The following is a 17,631-nucleotide window of genomic DNA, read 5'->3' as shown; positions in this document are numbered from 1 at the left end:
ACAGGGAGAGAATAATGAATAACCGCCTAACCGGTTTAGCCTTAGCCAGTTTACTGCTGGTGGGCTGCGCGAGCTCAAAACCGGCTGACACCACGGAACCTGCTCCGCGTAGCGATCCGTTGGAAGGCTTTAACCGCACGATGTTTAACTTCAACTACAACGTGCTGGATCCTTATGTGGTTCGTCCGGTAGCGGTGGCCTGGCGCGATTACGTGCCGGTTCCGGTGCGCAGCGGAACCAGTAATTTCCTCAGTAACCTTGATGAGCCGGCCAGCATGGTCAACGCCATTTTGGTGGGTGAACCGCGTCGTGCTGGTATCCACTTTACGCGCTTCTTCCTAAACACAGTGTTAGGGCTGGGTGGATTTATTGATGTGGCCGGTAAAGCCAATCCAGAGTTAGCGCGCGAAGTGCCGCACCACTTTGGTAGCACGCTGGGACGTTATGGTGTGGGTTACGGCCCGTATGTGGAATTACCGGGTTATGGCAGCTTCACCATTCGTGAAGATGGCGGTGACTTCGTCGATACGCTTTATCCGGTGTTAAGCTGGCTGACCTGGCCGATGTCGATCGGCAAGTGGACGCTGGAAGGTGTGGAAACCCGCGCGCAATTGCTGGATTCCGATGCCATTTTGCGTCAGCAACAAGATCCTTATGCATTCATTCGCAATGCCTACTTCCAGCGTCATGACTTTATCGCTAGCGGCGGTAAGTTGAAGCCGGAAGAGAACCCGAACGCCAGCGCGATTCAGGACGATCTTAAAGATATCGATTCACAGTAAACGATATTAATCAGCAAGATGGCGGCCAAATGGTCGCCATTTTTTTTGCCCATTATTCGTGGTCACCATAAATGGCGACCCTACGACAGAATCGCGCCGTGCGATGTAAGGTCGCCATTTATGCTGACCGAATTTCTACCGCTGTCAGACATTTCCTCGTTTTCCCTTCCTTAACACTTAAGTTAAATTTCCAATCCGAGATTTAGAACCACTTCACGGTAATTTTTGGCCCTAATCTGATTGGCGTGTTTAGAACTGTTTAATCTCACAAATCTTTAACAAAATTAACATTGCCGCTAGCTGCGCATTTGTCATCTGGTTAAGTTTAGAAGAAATAAAACAGCGGTTTACTTCTTCTGTGAGCAAGGAAAAACCATGACAGACAGCACTTCATCAGCACCCGATAAGTCCATATCTGCAGTTGAAACACCGGTTAGCACTCTCAGCACGCGTCAACGTTGGTACCAGTTGGCGCTAGTGGTTTTAGCGGCAGGCACCATCTATCCGCTGCTCTATTTACGCCAGTATTACCAACCGACCATGGTGGCGTATTTCGGCATCAACGATCTGCAACTTGGTCAACTTTACTCCACGCTCGGCACGGTGTTTGTGCTGTGTTATCTGCCAAGCGGCTGGCTAGCCGACCGCGTGGCACCGCGCATTCTGATCTGTTTTTCGCTGTTCACCACCGGTTTGTTGGGCTTCTTCTATGCCAGTCAGCCAGCGTTTCATTGGCTGTTGGTGATATTTGGCTGTTGGGGATTATCCACCGGATTAACCTTCTGGTCGGCAGTGATCAAACGTGTCGGCAGCATTGCGCAATCCAATGAACGAGGTCGCTTCTTCGGGATTCTGGATGGCGGTCGCGGCATGGTGGAAGCGTCGCTGGCAACGGTGGCGGTGGCTTTGTTTGGCTGGTACGCCGCGCAGGATTTGGAACTGAAAGGCTTCCGCCACGTCATTCTGATGTACGCCACATTGTGCGTGACCTTGTCGGTGATTCTGGCGTTTATTCGCGATCCCGCCAGCGCACAAAATCAGGATCGTGTGGCCGCACGTAACAGTAATTTATGGCTGGATTTGAAAACTCTCGCCAGCAAGCCCAACCTGTGGCTATTGGCCAGCGTGGTGTTTTGCGGTTATCAACTCTTCTGGTCAACCTACAATTTCTCCGCTTACTTACGCACCTCCGAATACGGTGTACCGGCAGCGCTGGCGGCGTTTATTACTGCCGGGAAAATGTGGATGCGACCGATTGGCGGCATCGGCGGCGGCTGGCTGGCGGATAAGTTTTCCCGTGCTGGCGTGCTGTGCGGCGTATTGGTATGCGGCGCGCTGGGTGTCAGCGGCTTGATCCTACTGCCCAACGGCATTCCGCACATCGCCTTGATTGCGTTTGTGCTTTTAGTGGGGATGTTCGCCTATGCGGTGCGCGGCCTGTACTGGGCGCTGCTTGATCGCTGCGACATCCCGCCGCATTGCACCGGTTTAGCGATTGGCTTGGTTTCGGTCATTGGTTATTCGCCGGATATCTATTTGCCATTGCTCAGCGGCTATCTCACCCAACATTTCCCTGGCGCCACCGGCTATCGTTTGTTCTTCAGCTACATCGTAGTGATTACTTTGTGCGGTGCCTTTGGTGCCTGGCGTTTGCATGTTCGTTTTAATCGTAAATAAGGAAGCCCAATGAAAGTTATCTCACTGGAAACGCATGTCGTTGCTGTCCCGCCTCCGCATCTGGGTGGCATGTACTGGCTGTTCGTCAAATTGAAGACCGACGAGGGTATTGAAGGCGTGGGCGAAATTTATGCTGCCACTTTTCATCCTGATGCGATGGTGCCGATCATCAACGATGTGTTTGAGCGCTACTTACTGAATCAGGACCCGCATCACACCGAACGTCTGTTCCGCCAGTGCTACTCCAGCGGCTTCACTCAGCGGCCCGATCTCACCATGATGGGCGTGGTGAGCGGGCTAGAAATGGCCTGTTGGGATATTATCGGTAAAGCGGCGAATCAGCCGGTTTATCAATTGTTGGGCGGTTTAGTGCAGCCGCGTCTGCGCTCTTATACCTATCTTTATCCGGTTAATAGCCGTGGTGAATACGATTATGACGATGCGGATCTGGCGGCGGAATGTGCGGCAGAAAACGTGCGCAAAGGCTTCACGGCGGTGAAATTTGATCCCGCGGGTCCTTACACTGCGTACTCCGGGCATCAACTCTCTGTTGAAGTGCTGGATCGCTGCGAGCTGTTCTGCAAACGCATCCGGGAAGCAGTGGGCAGCAAAGCCGATCTGCTATTTGGCACCCACGGACAAATGGTGCCGTCATCCGCTATTCGTCTGGCGAAGCGGCTGGAGAAGTACGATCCGCTTTGGTTCGAAGAGCCGGTGCCGCCGGGCCAACCGGAAGCGATGGGGCAGGTGGCGCGTAGCACCTCGATTCCGATTGCAGCAGGTGAACGTCTCACCACCAAATACGAATTCCACCAGTTGCTGCAAGCCGGAGCCGCCAGCATTCTGCAAATGAATGTGGCGCGGGTCGGTGGTTTGCTGGAAGCCAAGAAAATCGCTGCGCTGGCGGAAGTGCATTACGCGCAAATCGCGCCGCATCTGTATAACGGGCCAATTGGCGCGGCGGCCAGCATTCAGTTGGCGGCGTGCACGCCAAATTTCCTGATTCAGGAGAGCATTGGCTGTTGGGATGGTTTCCACGCCGAAATTCTTAAGCGTCCGATTCAATGGGAAGATGGCTATATCATTCCATCTAATGAGCCGGGATTGGGCGTTGAATTGAATATGGAAGTGGTCGAACGTCATACGTCTTATAAAGGAAAGCGCCTGCATTTGCAGATGGGCGAACAGCCCGCGGATGTGAAAGACCTCGCTCCCGCGCGCGGTTAATCGCAGGCAATAAAAAAACGGCGACATCACTGTCGCCGTTTTCATTGCTATCAAGCCATCAGAACTTGTAGTTAAAGTTCGCGCCGTACAGCCAGGCTTTACCTTCAGAATTAAAGGTATACGGGCCTTCTTTCACGGTAACTTTCTGGCCGTGCATATAAGAAACACCTAAGTCCACCGACGCATCTTCATTGAAGGCGTAAGAAGCACCGGCGCTCAGCCACAGACGATCCTGATCCGGGATGGAGATCGAACGCTTGTCGGCCGGAACCGGGCTGTCATCAAAGGCGATACCGGTACGGAAGGTCCAATTGTCATCGTAGAAGTAAGAGGTACCCAACGCGATACGATAGGCGTCGTGATAGCCTTCGTCTTTATAGAACAGCGTTTGACCGTTGCTGCCAGTGGCTTTCAGCTCCTGGAATTGGCTCCAGCTGGTGTACGCCAGGCTGTAGTGCACCGCCCATTGAGGCGCAACTTTGTGGTAACCAGACAGTTCCCACATCTCCGGCAGATTCAGCGTCAACGAGCCTGGAATGGTCGAACCGCTGGTGCCGTAAGGCAAGCCCATCATTTGCGCCTGCGGCAGCGAGTTCACGTAAGTAGGCAGATTGCTTTTGTAATCGCCATCAAAGTCGACTTTCACTTCAGAGCGATAGGTGAAGCCGAAGCGGTTATTTTTATCCACTTCATACAAGATGCCCGCGTTCCAGCCGTAGCCCCATTCATCACCTTTAAGGTGAGCGATTTGGGTATCCGCTGGAATGCCCAGCGCTGCGCCAGATTCACCGGCATAGCGCTCAATTTTTGCTTTCGCGTAAACCGCATCAAAACCGATACCGAAGCTGAAGTTCTCGTTCAGTCGATAAGCAGTGCTGATGTTAAAATTACCGGTCATTAGGTCGGTTTTGCCGCCATAACCGCCCGCGGTGTAGCCGTCATTAAATTCGGTCGCCAGGCCATAATTGGATGTCACAGAAGCGCCAATCCACCACTGATCATTAATCGGCTGCACGTAATGGATATTAGGAATCCATTGGTTTGGCGCAATGTTTTTTGCATCGAGGCTGCGGCCAGACTGACTTTGGCCACTGATATTCACGTCGGGATCAATATAAACCGCGCCGATGGAGAAGGAAGGACGATCCATCAACGCCATGGTTGCAGGGTTACGGCTGGCGGAAGCGGCGGTATCGCCCATTGCGCCTTCACCGGAATAAGCACGACCTAAACCAATTGCTGAGAATTCATTAAGTTGAAAGCCAGCGGCGTAAACGTGGGAACAGACGAGCGTTACTGCAGCTGCCACAGCTGACTTTGCAAACAGGTTTTTATGGTTCATGACCACAACCTCATCTAAATTTATTATTTAACTTGTTACGTCGCGTAACAAAGAGCGGCGAATTGTAGGGACTGACGGCAAAACCACATATCAGACCAGTGCGACGAGTATAGGTCCGACCTGTGTATTTGTTGCAATATTGTTTTTTAAATATTTCTGATTTGATCGATAAAATCAGATCTGCTTAACAAAAACCAGACGGTTCGACATCAGCATAGCGGTCAATTTTGTTCTGGATCAATTTTTATTGTGATATTCGTCACTTAGCAGCAAGAAGATAGATGTGAAATCGCGCCACGCGTACACTTTGCGGCAGAAAATGATCCGAATGTGTTTAATTATCGTCAGGAGAAAACCATGACTGATGCCATTAATAAATGTAGTGCGAACGAAACGGCAGCTTGCTGCTGTGTCGATGTAGGTAGCGTGATCGATAACAGCGATTGCACCGCAAATTGGTCTGGCGTGCTGGTTGATCGTCACGCGGCTGATGCGATGCTGGCGCACCTTACAGAAAGAGCGCGTCAGGTTGAATCCGAGCCGTGCGACATTCGCAGTGAAATCACGCCAGAAGGTGATGCGGTGCGTTTAAATATCGATTTCACGTTTGCCTGCCAGGCCGAAACCATGATCTTCCAGCTCGGCTTACGCTAATCTCTCCGCTGCCGAAATCCCCCTTCGGCAGCCTTTCGCTATTTTCGTGTATTCCCTCGCAATTTTTTCCTCTGGTTATTGGCGACTTAGCAACACTTAGTTAACACTGATGATCAGGTCAGACCTGTTGGCAATGATGCTGCGGTCGAAAATTACAGGTGATTGCAATGAACAAAGCGCAGCCGCTGCTGACGCGTCAAGGCGAACGTATCGCCATTACTCATGGATTACGCACACCTTTTGCTCGCCAGGCGACAGATTTCCATGGCATCTCCGCACTCGAATTAGGCCGCATGGTGGTCAGCGAACTGCTGGCGCGCAGCGAGTTGCCGGTCGAAGTGATCGATCAGCTGGTGTTTGGCCAAGTAGTGCAGATGCCAGAAGCGCCGAACATCGCGCGTGAAATTGTCTTGAGCAGCGGATTAAGCGTGCACACCGATGCGTATAGCGTTAGCCGCGCCTGCGCCACCAGTTTTCAGGCGGTTGCTAACGTCGCAGAAAGTCTGATGGCCGGCACCATCAATGCGGGCATTGCTGGCGGCGCAGATTCTTCATCGGTATTGCCGATCGGCGTGAGCAAAACGCTAGCGCGGGCGCTGGTTGATCTCAACAAAGCGCGCAGCTTTAGCCAAAAGCTCAGCATCTTGCGCCGTTTACGTCCACGTGATCTATTGCCGGTGCCGCCAGCAGTCGCGGAGTATTCCACCGGATTGCGCATGGGCGATACCGCCGAACAAATGGCGAAAAGTCATGGCATTACCCGTGAACAGCAGGATGCGTTAGCGCTGCGATCGCATCAACATGCGGCGCGCGCCTGGCAATCTGGCGTATTGGCGCAGGAAGTGATGCCCGCCTTTGTGCCACCGTGGAAAGCACCCATCGAGCAGGACAACAATATTCGTTTTAATGCCAGCGCGGCGGATTACGCCAAACTGCGCCCGGCATTTGATCGCCGCCACGGTTCGGTGACCGCCGCCAACAGCACGCCGCTCACCGATGGCGCAGCGGCGGTGATTCTGATGCGCGAAGGGCGCGCGCGTGAATTGGGCATTCAACCGCTGGGCTATCTGCGCAGCTACGCCTTCACCGCCATTGATGTCTGGCAGGATATGTTGCTGGGTCCGGCTTACGCGTCGCCACTGGCGCTGGAACGTGCCGGTATCACCCTCAACGAACTGACGCTGATTGATATGCATGAAGCCTTTGCCGCGCAGACGCTGGCGAATCTGAAGATGTTCCGCGACGAACGTTTTGCGCGCGAAGTGTTGAATCGTCCGCATGCGTTGGGCGAAGTTAATGAAGAACGCTTTAACGTGCTGGGCGGATCGATTGCTTACGGCCATCCGTTTGCGGCCACAGGCGCGCGCATGATCACCCAAACCTTGCAGGAATTACGGCGGCGCGGCGGCGGATTAGGATTGGTCACCGCTTGTGCGGCGGGTGGTTTGGGTACAGCCATGGTTTTGGAGGCCGAATGATGAACGCATCCGCCTTTCATTTACATATGCGTCTTGATCATGTCGGTGTGATTACCATTGATGTGCCAGGCGAGAAGATGAACACCTTGAAAGCAGAGTTTGTGCCGCAGATCAAAGCGGTGCTGGACGAAGCGCGCCGTCATGCACAGCTGGCGGGATTGGTGTTGATTTCTGGCAAACCGGACAACTTTGTCGCCGGTGCCGATATCAGCATGATCGCCAACTGTAAATCGGCAGACGAAGCCGAAGCGCTGGCAAAACAAGGTCAGGAGATCATGGCGATGATTGCCGCGCTGCCATTCCCGGTGGTGGCGGCGATTCATGGCGCTTGCCTCGGCGGCGGCCTTGAGCTGGCGCTGGCGTGTGATGCGCGTATTTGCTCGCTGGATGACAAAACTCGCCTTGGCTTGCCGGAAGTGCAGCTTGGTTTGCTACCAGGTTCCGGTGGCACGCAGCGTTTGCCACGTCTGATTGGCGTACAGCAGGCGTTGCCGTTGATCCTCACTGGTAAGCAACTGCGTGCTAAACAGGCGCTCAAGCTCGGCATCGTTGACGAAGCGGTGCCGCAATCAATCCTACTGGAGACGGCAATTGCGCGCGTACATAAAGGAAAGCGCCCGCATCGCGAGTTATCTCGTCGCGACCGATTGCTGCAAGGACCGATAGCGCGGCAGATTTTGTTCTCCATGGCGCAACGTCAAACTCACAGCAAAACCCAAGGAAACTATCCTGCGGCCGACCGTATTATTGAGGTGGTGCGTATTGGATTGGAGCAGGGCAGTAGCGCTGGACATGAGGCGGAAGCGCGCGCCTTTGGTCAATTGGCGATGACGCCGGAATCGGCCGCGCTACGCAGTTTGTTCTTTGCCTCAACCGCATTGAAAAAAGAAGCCATGGCCGATGCTGAACCGCGTGCCTTGCAACAGATTGGCGTGCTGGGCGGCGGTTTGATGGGCGGCGGCATTGCCAGCGTCACGGCGCTGAAAGCCGGTTTGCCGGTGCGCATCAAAGACATCAACCTTGCTGGTGTGAATCACGCCTTGCAGTACAGCTGGGATTTGCTGAGTAATAAGGTCAAGCGACGTCAGCTGAAGGCGGCAGAACGTCAGCAGCAAATGGCGCGCATCAGCGGCGGCATCGATTATCAGGGCTTTAGCCAGCGCGATCTGGTGATTGAAGCGGTGTTTGAAGATCTGGCGCTGAAGCAGCAGATGGTCAGCGAAATCGAAAGTCATTGCCAACCGCACACCATCTTCGCCTCGAATACCTCGTCATTGCCGATTGGTGATATCGCGGCGCAAGCGCAGCGGCCAGAAAACGTTATTGGTCTGCATTTTTTCAGCCCGGTAGACAAAATGCCGCTGGTAGAGGTGATTCCGCATGCCAATACGTCCGCACAAACGTTAGCAACTACGGTGGATTTAGCGCGCAAGCAGGGAAAAACCGCGGTGGTGGTGGCCGATCGTCCCGGTTTTTACGTTAACCGTATTCTCGCGCCCTATATAAATGAAGCGATGCACTGTTTGCTGGAAGGTGAGCCGATTGAACACATCGATCGCGCCTTAGTAAAGTTCGGTTTCCCGGTCGGGCCGCTGCAACTGCTGGATGAAGTGGGCATTGATGTGGGAAGCAAAATCAGTCCGATTCTCGAGCAGGCTTATGGTACGCGTTTTAGCGCGCCGTCTGCGGTCAGCGCGATTCTCGCCGATGACAGAAAAGGGCGCAAAAACCGCAAAGGCTTTTATCTTTATCAGCCATCACGCTGGTCGCGTAAACGCAAAACCGATCCCTCGATTTATACGCTGCTGCATGTCAAACCGCAGGCGAAGCAGAGCGAAGCACAGATTGCCGAGCGTTGTGTGCTGATGATGTTGAACGAAGCGGCGCGTTGTCTGGATGAATCGGTGATTCGTAACGCGCGTGATGGCGATATTGCTGCGGTGTTTGGTATCGGCTTTCCGCCATTCCTCGGCGGCCCGTTCCGCTATATGGATCAGCGCGGCATTGCCGACATCGTCAAAGCATTAAGGTCACTAATGCAGCAACATGGCGAGCGATTTGCGCCTTGTGACGCGTTGATGGCGATGTCAGAAGCGCAAACGAATTTTTACACTTCTGCACAATCATGAATAGGCGCACAGATTCAGCGGGTTAGTAAATGGCCCGCACAGCCGCATTCTGAGATATGCTTATTTAATAAACAACCGGTTGACTATACCGAAGCCATTGCGGTAAAACACACCGTTCATTCGCAGAATGAAGCGTTTGGTGCTGTGGTACCGAACGATATCGACAAACAACAGCGGTGCTTTATGCAAGTTTTTATCATGCGTCATGGCGACGCAGCTCTGGAAGCAGCGAGTGATTCAGTTCGACCTCTCACCCTCTGTGGCTGTGACGAATCGAGAGCAATGGCGAGCTGGCTCAACGGCAAAACGCCAGAAATCGATCGGGTATTAGTGAGTCCGTATCTGCGCGCCGAGCAAACGCTGGCGACGGTACGTGAAAACCTGAAGTTGCCGGACGGTCAGGATGTATTGCCGGAACTGACGCCAGGCGGTGATCCCGCGATGGTTGCCAGCTATTTGCAGGTGTTGGCACAAAAAGGTGTTAAGTCGGCGTTAGTGATCTCGCACTTGCCGCTGGTGGGTTATTTAGTCTCTGAACTCTGCCCGCAGGAAGCGCCGCCGATGTTCGCGACCTCGGCGATTGCCTGTGTTGCCTTTGATGCAGATGCCTGTGAAGGCAAGCTGGAGTGGCAGGTCAGCCCGTCAAAATTGGCCAAAGCGATTTAAATCTTCGATGGGCCGCAAACGCGGCCCTTTCCTTTTCTGCCGCAGCCTTTACGGCAATTCAGGCGGTTGCCACTCTTCCACTTCGATCAACACTAACAATGCCGCATCACCGCCGAACATTTTTGGGGCCTGGTGAAATGCCATCACATGCGGATGTTGTGCCAACCACAACGGCGTTTGCTGCTTGAGGATATGTTTGCCGTGGCCGGTCATCACGCTGGCGCAGAACAGATGCTCACGACGACAAGCGGCAATCAACGCACCAAGTTCCTGCTTGGCCTGCATCTGGGTCAAACCGTGCAGATCGAGAAAAATCTCCGGCGTGTAATCTCCGCGACGTAATTTTTTCTGCTCGTAATGGCTAACATCAGCCCGCACATAGCGCACCGGACCTTCGCTGGAGAGCAACGGCTGGAACTCGTCGGAGAAATAGTGGCTGTTATCAACCTGTTCAGAAAGCAGGCGTTTCAACGGTACTTCGCGCGTTTTCACTACCGGTTTGTGCACGATAGTGTCCTGTTTCAGTTTGCGGGTTCCGCTCATTAACTGGCGAAACATCTCCTGATCGTCCTGGCTTAGCGGGGTTTTCTTACTCATGGCTCGGTAATGGATTCAGAAAAAGCTGGTAAACAGCCGGTGGCATACCTTAACCGTTACTGTTAACAAATGTCAGCTTTTTCACCTTGCTGCGCTGAATTCTGCCCGGCTTCGTGGCACACTATCGGCCGATTGATTTTATGGCCTGCGGAGGGCTACGTGGACAAGATATTCGTCGATGAGGCAGTGAATGAACTGCACACCATTCAGGACATGCTGCGCTGGGCTGTCAGCCGTTTTTCGGCGGCAGGCATTTGGTACGGCCACGGCACGGATAATCCCTGGGACGAAGCAGTCCAACTGGTTCTGCCAACATTGTGGTTACCGCTGGATATTCCCGAAGATATGCGCAATGCGCGCCTCACCGCCAGCGAACGTCATCGCATCGTTGAGCGCGTGATTCGCCGCGTCAACGAGCGCATTCCGGTGGCTTATCTCACCAATAAAGCCTGGTTCTGCGGCCACGAATTTTATGTCGATGAACGCGTGCTAGTGCCGCGTTCGCCGATTGGTGAACTGATTGAAAACCGTTTTGCCGGTTTGATCGCTGATTCACCCAATCACATTCTCGATATGTGTACCGGCAGCGGCTGCATCGCCATTGCCTGCGCTTACGCGTTCCCGGAAGCCGAAGTGGATGCGGTAGATATCTCAACCGACGCGCTGGCGGTGGCTGAACAAAACATCGAAGAACATGGCTTGTTGAACCACGTCACGCCGATTCGTGCCGACCTGTTCCGCAATTTGCCGCCGGTGAAATACGATTTGATCGTCACCAATCCGCCGTATGTCGATGCGGAAGACATGGACGATCTGCCTAACGAATATCGCCACGAACCGGAACTCGGTTTGGCGGCTGGCAGCGATGGCTTGAAGCTGGTGCGTCGTATTTTGGCCTGCGCGCCAGATTACCTCACCGAGCAGGGCGTGCTGATTTGCGAAGTCGGCAACAGCATGGTGCACATGATGGATCAATATCCGGACGTGCCGTTTACCTGGCTGGAGTTTGATAACGGCGGTGACGGCGTGTTTATGCTGACGCGCGAGCAAATTGTCGCGGCGCAGCATCACTTCTCATTCTATAAAGACTAAATAAGAGGGCGAGCGCTCGCCCGCAACATCGCAACAAGGAACCATGATGGCCGGAAACAGCATCGGACAAGTTTTTCGCGTAACCACCTTTGGCGAGTCACACGGCATCGCGCTGGGCTGCATTGTTGACGGCGTGCCACCTGGCATTCCGCTCACGGAAGCCGATATTCAGCACGATCTCGATCGCCGCCGTCCCGGCACTTCGCGCTACACCACGCAGCGCCGCGAGCCAGATCAGGTGAAAATTTTGTCTGGTGTGTTTGAAGGCGTCACCACCGGCACCTCAATTGGTCTGTTGATTGAAAACACCGACCAGCGTTCGCAGGATTACGGCGCGATTAAAGATCTGTTCCGTCCCGGCCATGCGGATTACACCTACGAACAGAAATACGGCATGCGCGACTACCGTGGCGGCGGCCGTTCGTCGGCGCGTGAAACCGCCATGCGCGTGGCGGCAGGTGCGATTGCTAAGAAGTATTTACAGATGAAGCACGGCATCGTGGTACGCGGTTATCTGGCGCAGATTGGTGATGTGGCGTGTGAGCTGAAAGACTGGAGCATCGTCGAAGAGAACCCGTTCTTCTGCCCGGATGCCGATAAGCTGGAAGCGCTGGACGAACTGATGCGTGGCCTGAAAAAAGAGGGCGATTCGATTGGCGCGAAAGTGACCGTGCTGGCGGAAAATGTGCCGCCGGGCTTGGGTGAGCCGGTATTTGATCGTCTGGATGCCGATTTAGCGCATGCGCTGATGAGCATCAACGCGGTGAAAGGCGTGGAGATCGGCGACGGTTTCGCGGTCATCACCCAACGCGGCAGCCAGCATCGTGATGAAATTCGCGCCAACGGTTTCCAAAGCAATCACGCCGGTGGCATTTTGGGCGGCATCAGCAGCGGCCAAACCATCAGCGCCAATCTGGCGATGAAACCGACTTCCAGCATCACCGTGCCAGGCAACACCATCACCCGCGACGGCGAAGAAGTCGAGATGATCACCAAAGGTCGCCACGATCCTTGTGTTGGCATTCGTGCCGTACCGATTGCCGAAGCGATGATGGCGATCGTGTTGATGGATCACCTGCTGCGCCAGCGCGCGCAAAACGGTGACGTCAACAGCAGCGTACCGCGCTGGTAAGCCCGATGATGCGTCGCTTGCTTATCACTTGTGCCGCGCTGTTATGCAGCGCCGCCGCGGTTGCCGCCACGCCGTGGCAGCAAATCCATCAGCCGATTGCGGGCAGCCCGCAGTCGATTGGCGGCTTCGCCAACGGCTGCATTATCGGCGCCCAGCAATTGCCGCTGGATTCACCTAACTATCAGGTGATGCGTCAGGATCAACGGCGTTATTTCGGTCATCCGGATCTGATTGCCTTTATTCAGCGTCTCAGTACGCAGGTGCATCAACTGCAACTGGGACAAGTGCTGATTGGCGATATGGGCATGGCGGCTGGCGGTCGTTTTAGCAGCGGTCATGCCAGCCATCAAACCGGTTTAGACGTGGATATCTGGCTGCAACTGCCTAAAAGTCGCTGGACGGCGCAGCAACTGCTGAAGCCGCAGCCGCTGGATTTGGTCTCCGCCGATGATAAGCAGGTGATTGCCCGCCACTGGCAACCGCAAATTGATAGCCTGATTAAACTGGCGGCTAAAGATGACGAAGTGACGCGCATCTTCGTTAATCCAGCGATAAAACGTCAGCTTTGTGCTGATGCCGGTAGCGATCGTGCCTGGTTGAATAAAGTGCGTCCGTGGTTTGCCCATCGCGCGCACATGCACGTGCGTTTGCGTTGTCCGGCTGGCAGCCTGGAGTGTCAGGATCAAGCGGCACAACCGCCGGGCGATGGCTGCGGCGCTGAGCTGGATAGCTGGTTCCTGCCGAAAAAACCAGGCAGCACGCCGCCAGTGAAGAAAACGCCTCCGCCACTTCCGCCGTCATGTCAGGCGTTGTTAGATAAACATCTTCTGTAGGTAATTCAATGGATTGGTTTGTTGTCAGCCCGCTAGTGCTCGGCGTGCTGTTTTTCGTGGCGGTACTGGCGGCGTTTATCGATTCGATCGCTGGCGGTGGTGGATTGCTTACCGTGCCATCATTGCTGGCGGCCGGACTCTCCCCAGCGCAGGCGTTAGCCACCAATAAATTGCAATCGGTCGGCGGTTCGTTTTCAGCCAGCCTCTATTTTATCCGCCGTGGTGCCGTCAAGCTCAACGAGCAGTGGCTGAACATCGCCATGACCTTCCTCGGCGCGGTGGCCGGTACCATCCTGATTCAGCATCTGCAAGCTGATGTGCTGCGCCAAATCTTGCCGCTGTTGCTGATTTGCATCGGCCTGTGGTTCTTGCTGATGCCGCGCCTTGGTGAATCCGACCGCGAGCAACGTCTGCACGGTTTAGCCTATGCGTTAGTCGGCGGCGGTTGCGTTGGCTTTTACGATGGCTTCTTTGGGCCAGGCGCCGGTTCCTTCTACGCGCTGGCCTTTGTTACGCTGTGCGGCTTCAATTTGGCCAAAGCCACCGCCCACGCCAAAATCCTAAATTTCACCTCGAATTTTGGCAGTCTGCTTTTCTTTATGTTCGGCGGAAAAGTGGTGTGGGGCACCGGCGCAATCATGCTGCTTGGCGCGTTTATCGGCGCGCGACTCGGCGCCAGACTGGTGTTGAGCCGTGGTCAGAAACTGATTCGCCCGATGGTGGTGATCGTTTCTGCGGTGATGAGCGCCAAATTATTGTGGGATAGTCACGGCAGCGCGCTGCTGGCGTGGCTCGCCACGTTGTAATCCAATACTCGTCAAGACCGGCTGCCAATGCGACAATGACGCCGGTTTTTTTAAAGATTAAAAATATTATGAGTACGACACACCATTACGATCAGCTGATTGCCATCTTTGATGGCTGCTTTGTTGACGATTTTCAGACCCGTCTAATTAAAGGCGATGACGAACCTATCTATCTTCCAGCGGATGAGACATCGCCGTGGCATCGCGTGGTGTTTGCCCACGGCTACTACGCCAGCGGACTGCACGAAATTTCTCACTGGTGTATTGCCGGTGAAGCGCGCCGCAAGCTGGTAGATTTCGGTTATTGGTATTGCCCGGACGGACGCGATGCGCAAACGCAGAGTCAGTTCGAAGCAGTTGAAGTGAAACCGCAGGCGCTGGAGTGGCTGTTCTGCGTGGCGGCAGGCTTTCCCTTCAATGTCAGTTGTGACAATCTCGAAGGCGATTGTGAGCCCGATCGCATCGCGTTTCAGCGCAAAGTGCATGCGCAAGTGATGACTTATCTGGAGCAGGGTATTCCGGCGCGACCGGCCCGTTTCATTAATGCACTGACGAATTATTACGGCACGCCATCATTAACGGCGGCGCAATTCCCTTGGCCGGAAGACCTGTAATCCGCGAAGGCTATAAGAAGAGAGGAAGAGATGATCGTAGAATTTGAAACCCGAATTCTGGCCCTGATTGACGATATGGTCGATCACGCCAGCGATGACGAGTTGTTTGCGGGCGGCTATCTGCGTGGTCATCTGACCTTAGCGGTAGCTGAAATTGAGCTCAGCGGCGAACATACCGCAGAAGCACTGCAAACTCACGTCACCAACAGTCTGAACAAAGCGATTGAAGCCGGTGAACTGTCGCCGCGCGATCAGGTGTTGGTCACCAGCATGTGGGATAACCTGTTCCTGCAAGCGCGCCAACAAACCGCGTAAACTCTCGGGGCGATCGCTCGCCCCGCAGATTAGCGTCCGGCTTTTTTACCCTTCAGCAATTTGCGCACCCAGTAACGATTTGGATTCATCGCCGCCAACGTGGCGGCATCCAATGGCTGCGGTTCACCGCTCATCTGTGCGGCCAACACTTCAGCCGCCAGCGGGGCGCTGCACAAACCGCGCGATCCTAACGCACCCAACACAAATAAATTGCTATGCACTGGCGCTGCTTTTACTTCGGCTGCGGCGGCGCGCTGTTCCGGCAAGTCTGCATACTGCGAGAGTGTTGCGTCGTAATCCGGCGCGCTGCCGCTCATCGGCAGATGATCGCGGGTGGCGCAGCGCACGCCATTGCGCGCCTGGTTATCACTGATATCCACTTGCAGCGGCCACGCGCTGTCGGGCAAACAGTTGATCAGCCGCTGGCGATTTTCTTGCTGATCGTCGGCACGGAAAACGGTCGCCGTATCGCCGCGATGATAGCTGGCACCGATGCAATGCGTGGCAAAGTTCGGGCTGACCGGCGTGAGATAACCGTCATAACACAGCACGGTGCGCAGTTGGCCGAGCGCGGAATTGGTTGGCGCATGGCTAACCTGGCCCGCCACGGCATACACCGGCAACGCCTGGCTTTGTTCGATATCTAACAACGCGTGGCCATTCGCCAGCACCACGTTTTGATGCTGCACGGCGGCTTGTTCGCTAAAGTGCAGCGTCCAGTTTTCTTCGTTACGTGTCAGCTGCGTAACGCGATGCAGCCAATGAATGCGTAAACCTTGCGTTTGTGCCAACTCCAGTATGTTGCTGGTGAGCTGTGATGGTGAGAGCCAGCCACCCTGCGGATAGAAAATACCGCCAAAGCCGAGATCAACGCCCGCTAACTGTTCTGCCTGTTGTTGATTGACGCCGTAAGCGATCGCTTCGGGCAGTTGCATGCTGAGCATCTGCGCGATTTTCTCTGCACTTTTACTATCCCAACCCAGTTGCAGCACGCCGCTCCAGTCGTGTTCGAATTCGACCGGCAATTGATCATACAGGCGACGCGCGAAACCAAACGCCGCTGGGAAGAAGGTGGCCAGCGCCGGATCGTGCTGATTAAGCAACGGATAGAGCGCACCCTGGCGATTGCCGGATGCACCCAACGCTGGCGCTTCATCCGCACAATATAAGCTGACCTGCCAGCCACGCCGTAGCAGCGCCATCGCCAATACAGCACTGGCCACGCCGCCGCCAATCAACGCCACTTCTTTGCTTTCAGCCTTTGGACGCGCATACCACGGTTGGCTGTGCGGCAACTCAGGCACTTGCTCCAGCACACCAATCAGCATTTCACGCTTATGACCAAATCCTTTGCGCTTCTGCATCGTAAATCCGGCATCTTGCAGGCCACGACGCACAAAGCCGGAGGCGGTGAACGTCGCCAGGGTGCCGCCGGGACGTGCCATGCGCGCCATGGCCGCAAACAGTTCTGGCGTCCACATCTCCGGATTTTTCGCCGGTGCGAAGCCATCAAGGAACCAGGCATCCACCTGACGATTCAGACTGTCATCAAAGGTGTGAATTAGCGCGTTAATATCACCAAGCCAGAGGTCCAGCGTGACTTCGCCGCCGTTAAACATCACGCGCTGGCAGCCCGGCAACGCGTGCGGCCACTGCTGTTGCAGCTGCTCTGCCCACGGTTGTAGTTCAGGCCAATGCGCATGGGCGGCCACCAGATCGGCGTGCGTCAGCGGGAATTTTTCGCAGCTAATAAAGTGCAGGCGACGAAGTGGGGCGCTGGGATGTTCGCTGCGGAAGCGATCAAACGCTTGCCACAAGGTGAGAAAGTTCAGACCAGTCCCAAAACCGCTCTCGGCGACGATAAATAAATCGCGCGGGTGATCGGTGAAACGTTGCGGAATGTGATTGCCATCGAGGAAGACATAGCGCGTTTCCTCCAGTCCATTATCGTTGGAGAAATAGACGTCACCGAACGCTCGGGAAACAGGTGTACCCTGTTCATTCCAGTTTAATTGGGCATGTTCAACCGGGGTTAATTTCACGGGAAAGGCTCATATTTCAGGCAGTGGCGCGAGTTTAACGACTGACGTCACATGACGCAAATTTACAAAAGGAAATGGCTGATCGGACTTGTTCGGCTTACAACTGTACGCTAGAGTGCACCACATCCAAATATGTGGAACGAGGATTATTGAATGAAACGTGCAGTGATTACTGGCCTGGGTATTGTTTCCAGCATTGGTAATAACCAGCAAGAAGTGCTGGCTTCTCTGCGTGAAGGCCGTTC

16 protein-coding genes and 1 pseudogene are annotated in these 17,631 nt (G+C 54.5%); 14 read left to right on the top strand and 3 right to left on the bottom strand.

From position 1 onward, the window contains the following. Window positions 1-14 precede the first annotated feature (14 nt). From mlaA to ABDW13_RS14815, 3 genes are all read left to right on the top strand, one after another. On the top strand, window positions 15-782 hold the full coding sequence (gene mlaA / locus ABDW13_RS14825; RefSeq protein ID WP_343553327.1) for a phospholipid-binding lipoprotein MlaA: 768 nt from the start codon (window positions 15-17) through the stop codon (window positions 780-782). 375 nt (window positions 783-1,157) lie between these two features. Further along, window positions 1,158-2,459, top strand: a complete 1,302-nt coding sequence (locus tag ABDW13_RS14820) for an MFS transporter (protein WP_343553326.1) — start codon at window positions 1,158-1,160, stop codon at window positions 2,457-2,459. A 9-nt stretch (window positions 2,460-2,468) separates the two neighbouring features. After that, a complete protein-coding gene (locus tag ABDW13_RS14815) occupies window positions 2,469-3,686 on the top strand; it encodes a mandelate racemase/muconate lactonizing enzyme family protein (RefSeq protein ID WP_343553325.1) in 1,218 nt (405 codons plus the stop codon). A gap of 58 nt (window positions 3,687-3,744) precedes the next feature. On the opposite strand, the gene fadL is transcribed toward ABDW13_RS14815, so the two are convergent. Next, window positions 3,745-5,028 (bottom strand): long-chain fatty acid transporter FadL, encoded by a 1,284-nt coding sequence (gene fadL, locus ABDW13_RS14810; RefSeq protein WP_343553323.1) that lies wholly within the window; start codon window positions 5,026-5,028, stop codon window positions 3,745-3,747. 357 nt (window positions 5,029-5,385) lie between these two features. Here fadL and ABDW13_RS14805 point away from each other — a divergent pair, with 357 nt between their 5' ends. The 4 genes from ABDW13_RS14805 to sixA all read left to right on the top strand — a co-directional run bounded on the left by ABDW13_RS14805 (window position 5,386) and on the right by sixA (window position 9,955). Beyond that, the gene (locus ABDW13_RS14805; RefSeq protein WP_343553322.1) at window positions 5,386-5,682 is read left to right on the top strand and encodes a YfcZ/YiiS family protein; all 297 of its coding nucleotides are present in this window, start codon (window positions 5,386-5,388) and stop codon (window positions 5,680-5,682) included. Between the two features lie 167 nt (window positions 5,683-5,849). Beyond that, window positions 5,850-7,160, top strand: a complete 1,311-nt coding sequence (fadI, locus tag ABDW13_RS14800) for an acetyl-CoA C-acyltransferase FadI (RefSeq protein WP_343553321.1) — start codon at window positions 5,850-5,852, stop codon at window positions 7,158-7,160. After that, the gene (fadJ, locus tag ABDW13_RS14795) at window positions 7,160-9,289 is read left to right on the top strand and encodes a fatty acid oxidation complex subunit alpha FadJ (protein WP_343553367.1); all 2,130 of its coding nucleotides are present in this window, start codon (window positions 7,160-7,162) and stop codon (window positions 9,287-9,289) included. The genes fadI and fadJ overlap by 1 nt, the downstream gene beginning before the upstream one ends. 183 nt (window positions 9,290-9,472) lie before the next feature. Beyond that, window positions 9,473-9,955, top strand: a complete 483-nt coding sequence (gene sixA / locus ABDW13_RS14790; RefSeq protein ID WP_343553320.1) for a phosphohistidine phosphatase SixA — start codon at window positions 9,473-9,475, stop codon at window positions 9,953-9,955. A gap of 48 nt (window positions 9,956-10,003) precedes the next feature. Here the strand turns inward: sixA and smrB are convergent, their stop codons facing one another. Continuing rightward, window positions 10,004-10,552, bottom strand: a complete 549-nt coding sequence (gene smrB / locus ABDW13_RS14785; protein ID WP_101763622.1) for an endonuclease SmrB — start codon at window positions 10,550-10,552, stop codon at window positions 10,004-10,006. 159 nt (window positions 10,553-10,711) lie between these two features. Here smrB and prmB point away from each other — a divergent pair, with 159 nt between their 5' ends. The 6 genes from prmB to ABDW13_RS14755 all read left to right on the top strand — a co-directional run bounded on the left by prmB (window position 10,712) and on the right by ABDW13_RS14755 (window position 15,344). Continuing rightward, window positions 10,712-11,644 (top strand): 50S ribosomal protein L3 N(5)-glutamine methyltransferase, encoded by a 933-nt coding sequence (prmB, locus tag ABDW13_RS14780; RefSeq protein ID WP_343553319.1) that lies wholly within the window; start codon window positions 10,712-10,714, stop codon window positions 11,642-11,644. Between the two features lie 46 nt (window positions 11,645-11,690). After that, entirely contained in the window at window positions 11,691-12,776 is a 1,086-nt protein-coding gene (gene aroC, locus ABDW13_RS14775; RefSeq protein WP_343553318.1) for a chorismate synthase, read from the top strand. Window positions 12,777-12,784: 8 nt separating this feature from the next. Then, window positions 12,785-13,609, top strand: a complete 825-nt coding sequence (mepA, locus tag ABDW13_RS14770; RefSeq protein ID WP_343553366.1) for a penicillin-insensitive murein endopeptidase — start codon at window positions 12,785-12,787, stop codon at window positions 13,607-13,609. A gap of 8 nt (window positions 13,610-13,617) precedes the next feature. Next, window positions 13,618-14,415, top strand: a complete 798-nt coding sequence (locus tag ABDW13_RS14765) for a sulfite exporter TauE/SafE family protein (protein ID WP_343553317.1) — start codon at window positions 13,618-13,620, stop codon at window positions 14,413-14,415. Between the two features lie 68 nt (window positions 14,416-14,483). Further along, on the top strand, window positions 14,484-15,029 hold the full coding sequence (locus ABDW13_RS14760; RefSeq protein ID WP_343553316.1) for an elongation factor P hydroxylase: 546 nt from the start codon (window positions 14,484-14,486) through the stop codon (window positions 15,027-15,029). Window positions 15,030-15,059: 30 nt separating this feature from the next. Continuing rightward, complete coding sequence (locus tag ABDW13_RS14755; protein WP_343553315.1) at window positions 15,060-15,344, top strand: YfcL family protein; 285 nt, start codon at window positions 15,060-15,062, stop codon at window positions 15,342-15,344. Window positions 15,345-15,373: 29 nt separating this feature from the next. On the opposite strand, the gene mnmC is transcribed toward ABDW13_RS14755, so the two are convergent. Further along, on the bottom strand, window positions 15,374-17,386 hold the full coding sequence (gene mnmC / locus ABDW13_RS14750; RefSeq protein WP_343553314.1) for a bifunctional tRNA (5-methylaminomethyl-2-thiouridine)(34)-methyltransferase MnmD/FAD-dependent 5-carboxymethylaminomethyl-2-thiouridine(34) oxidoreductase MnmC: 2,013 nt from the start codon (window positions 17,384-17,386) through the stop codon (window positions 15,374-15,376). 153 nt (window positions 17,387-17,539) lie between these two features. Here mnmC and ABDW13_RS14745 point away from each other — a divergent pair. Continuing rightward, window positions 17,540-17,631, top strand: a pseudogene (locus tag ABDW13_RS14745) (3-oxoacyl-ACP synthase); the annotation flags it as partial.

The organism is Pantoea sp., from assembly GCF_039594315.1.
Taxonomy (GTDB): Bacteria; Pseudomonadota; Gammaproteobacteria; order Enterobacterales; family Enterobacteriaceae; genus Pantoea.
The sequence above is the reverse complement of the archived record's forward strand: the minus strand, read 5'-3'. Positions and strand labels throughout refer to the sequence as shown.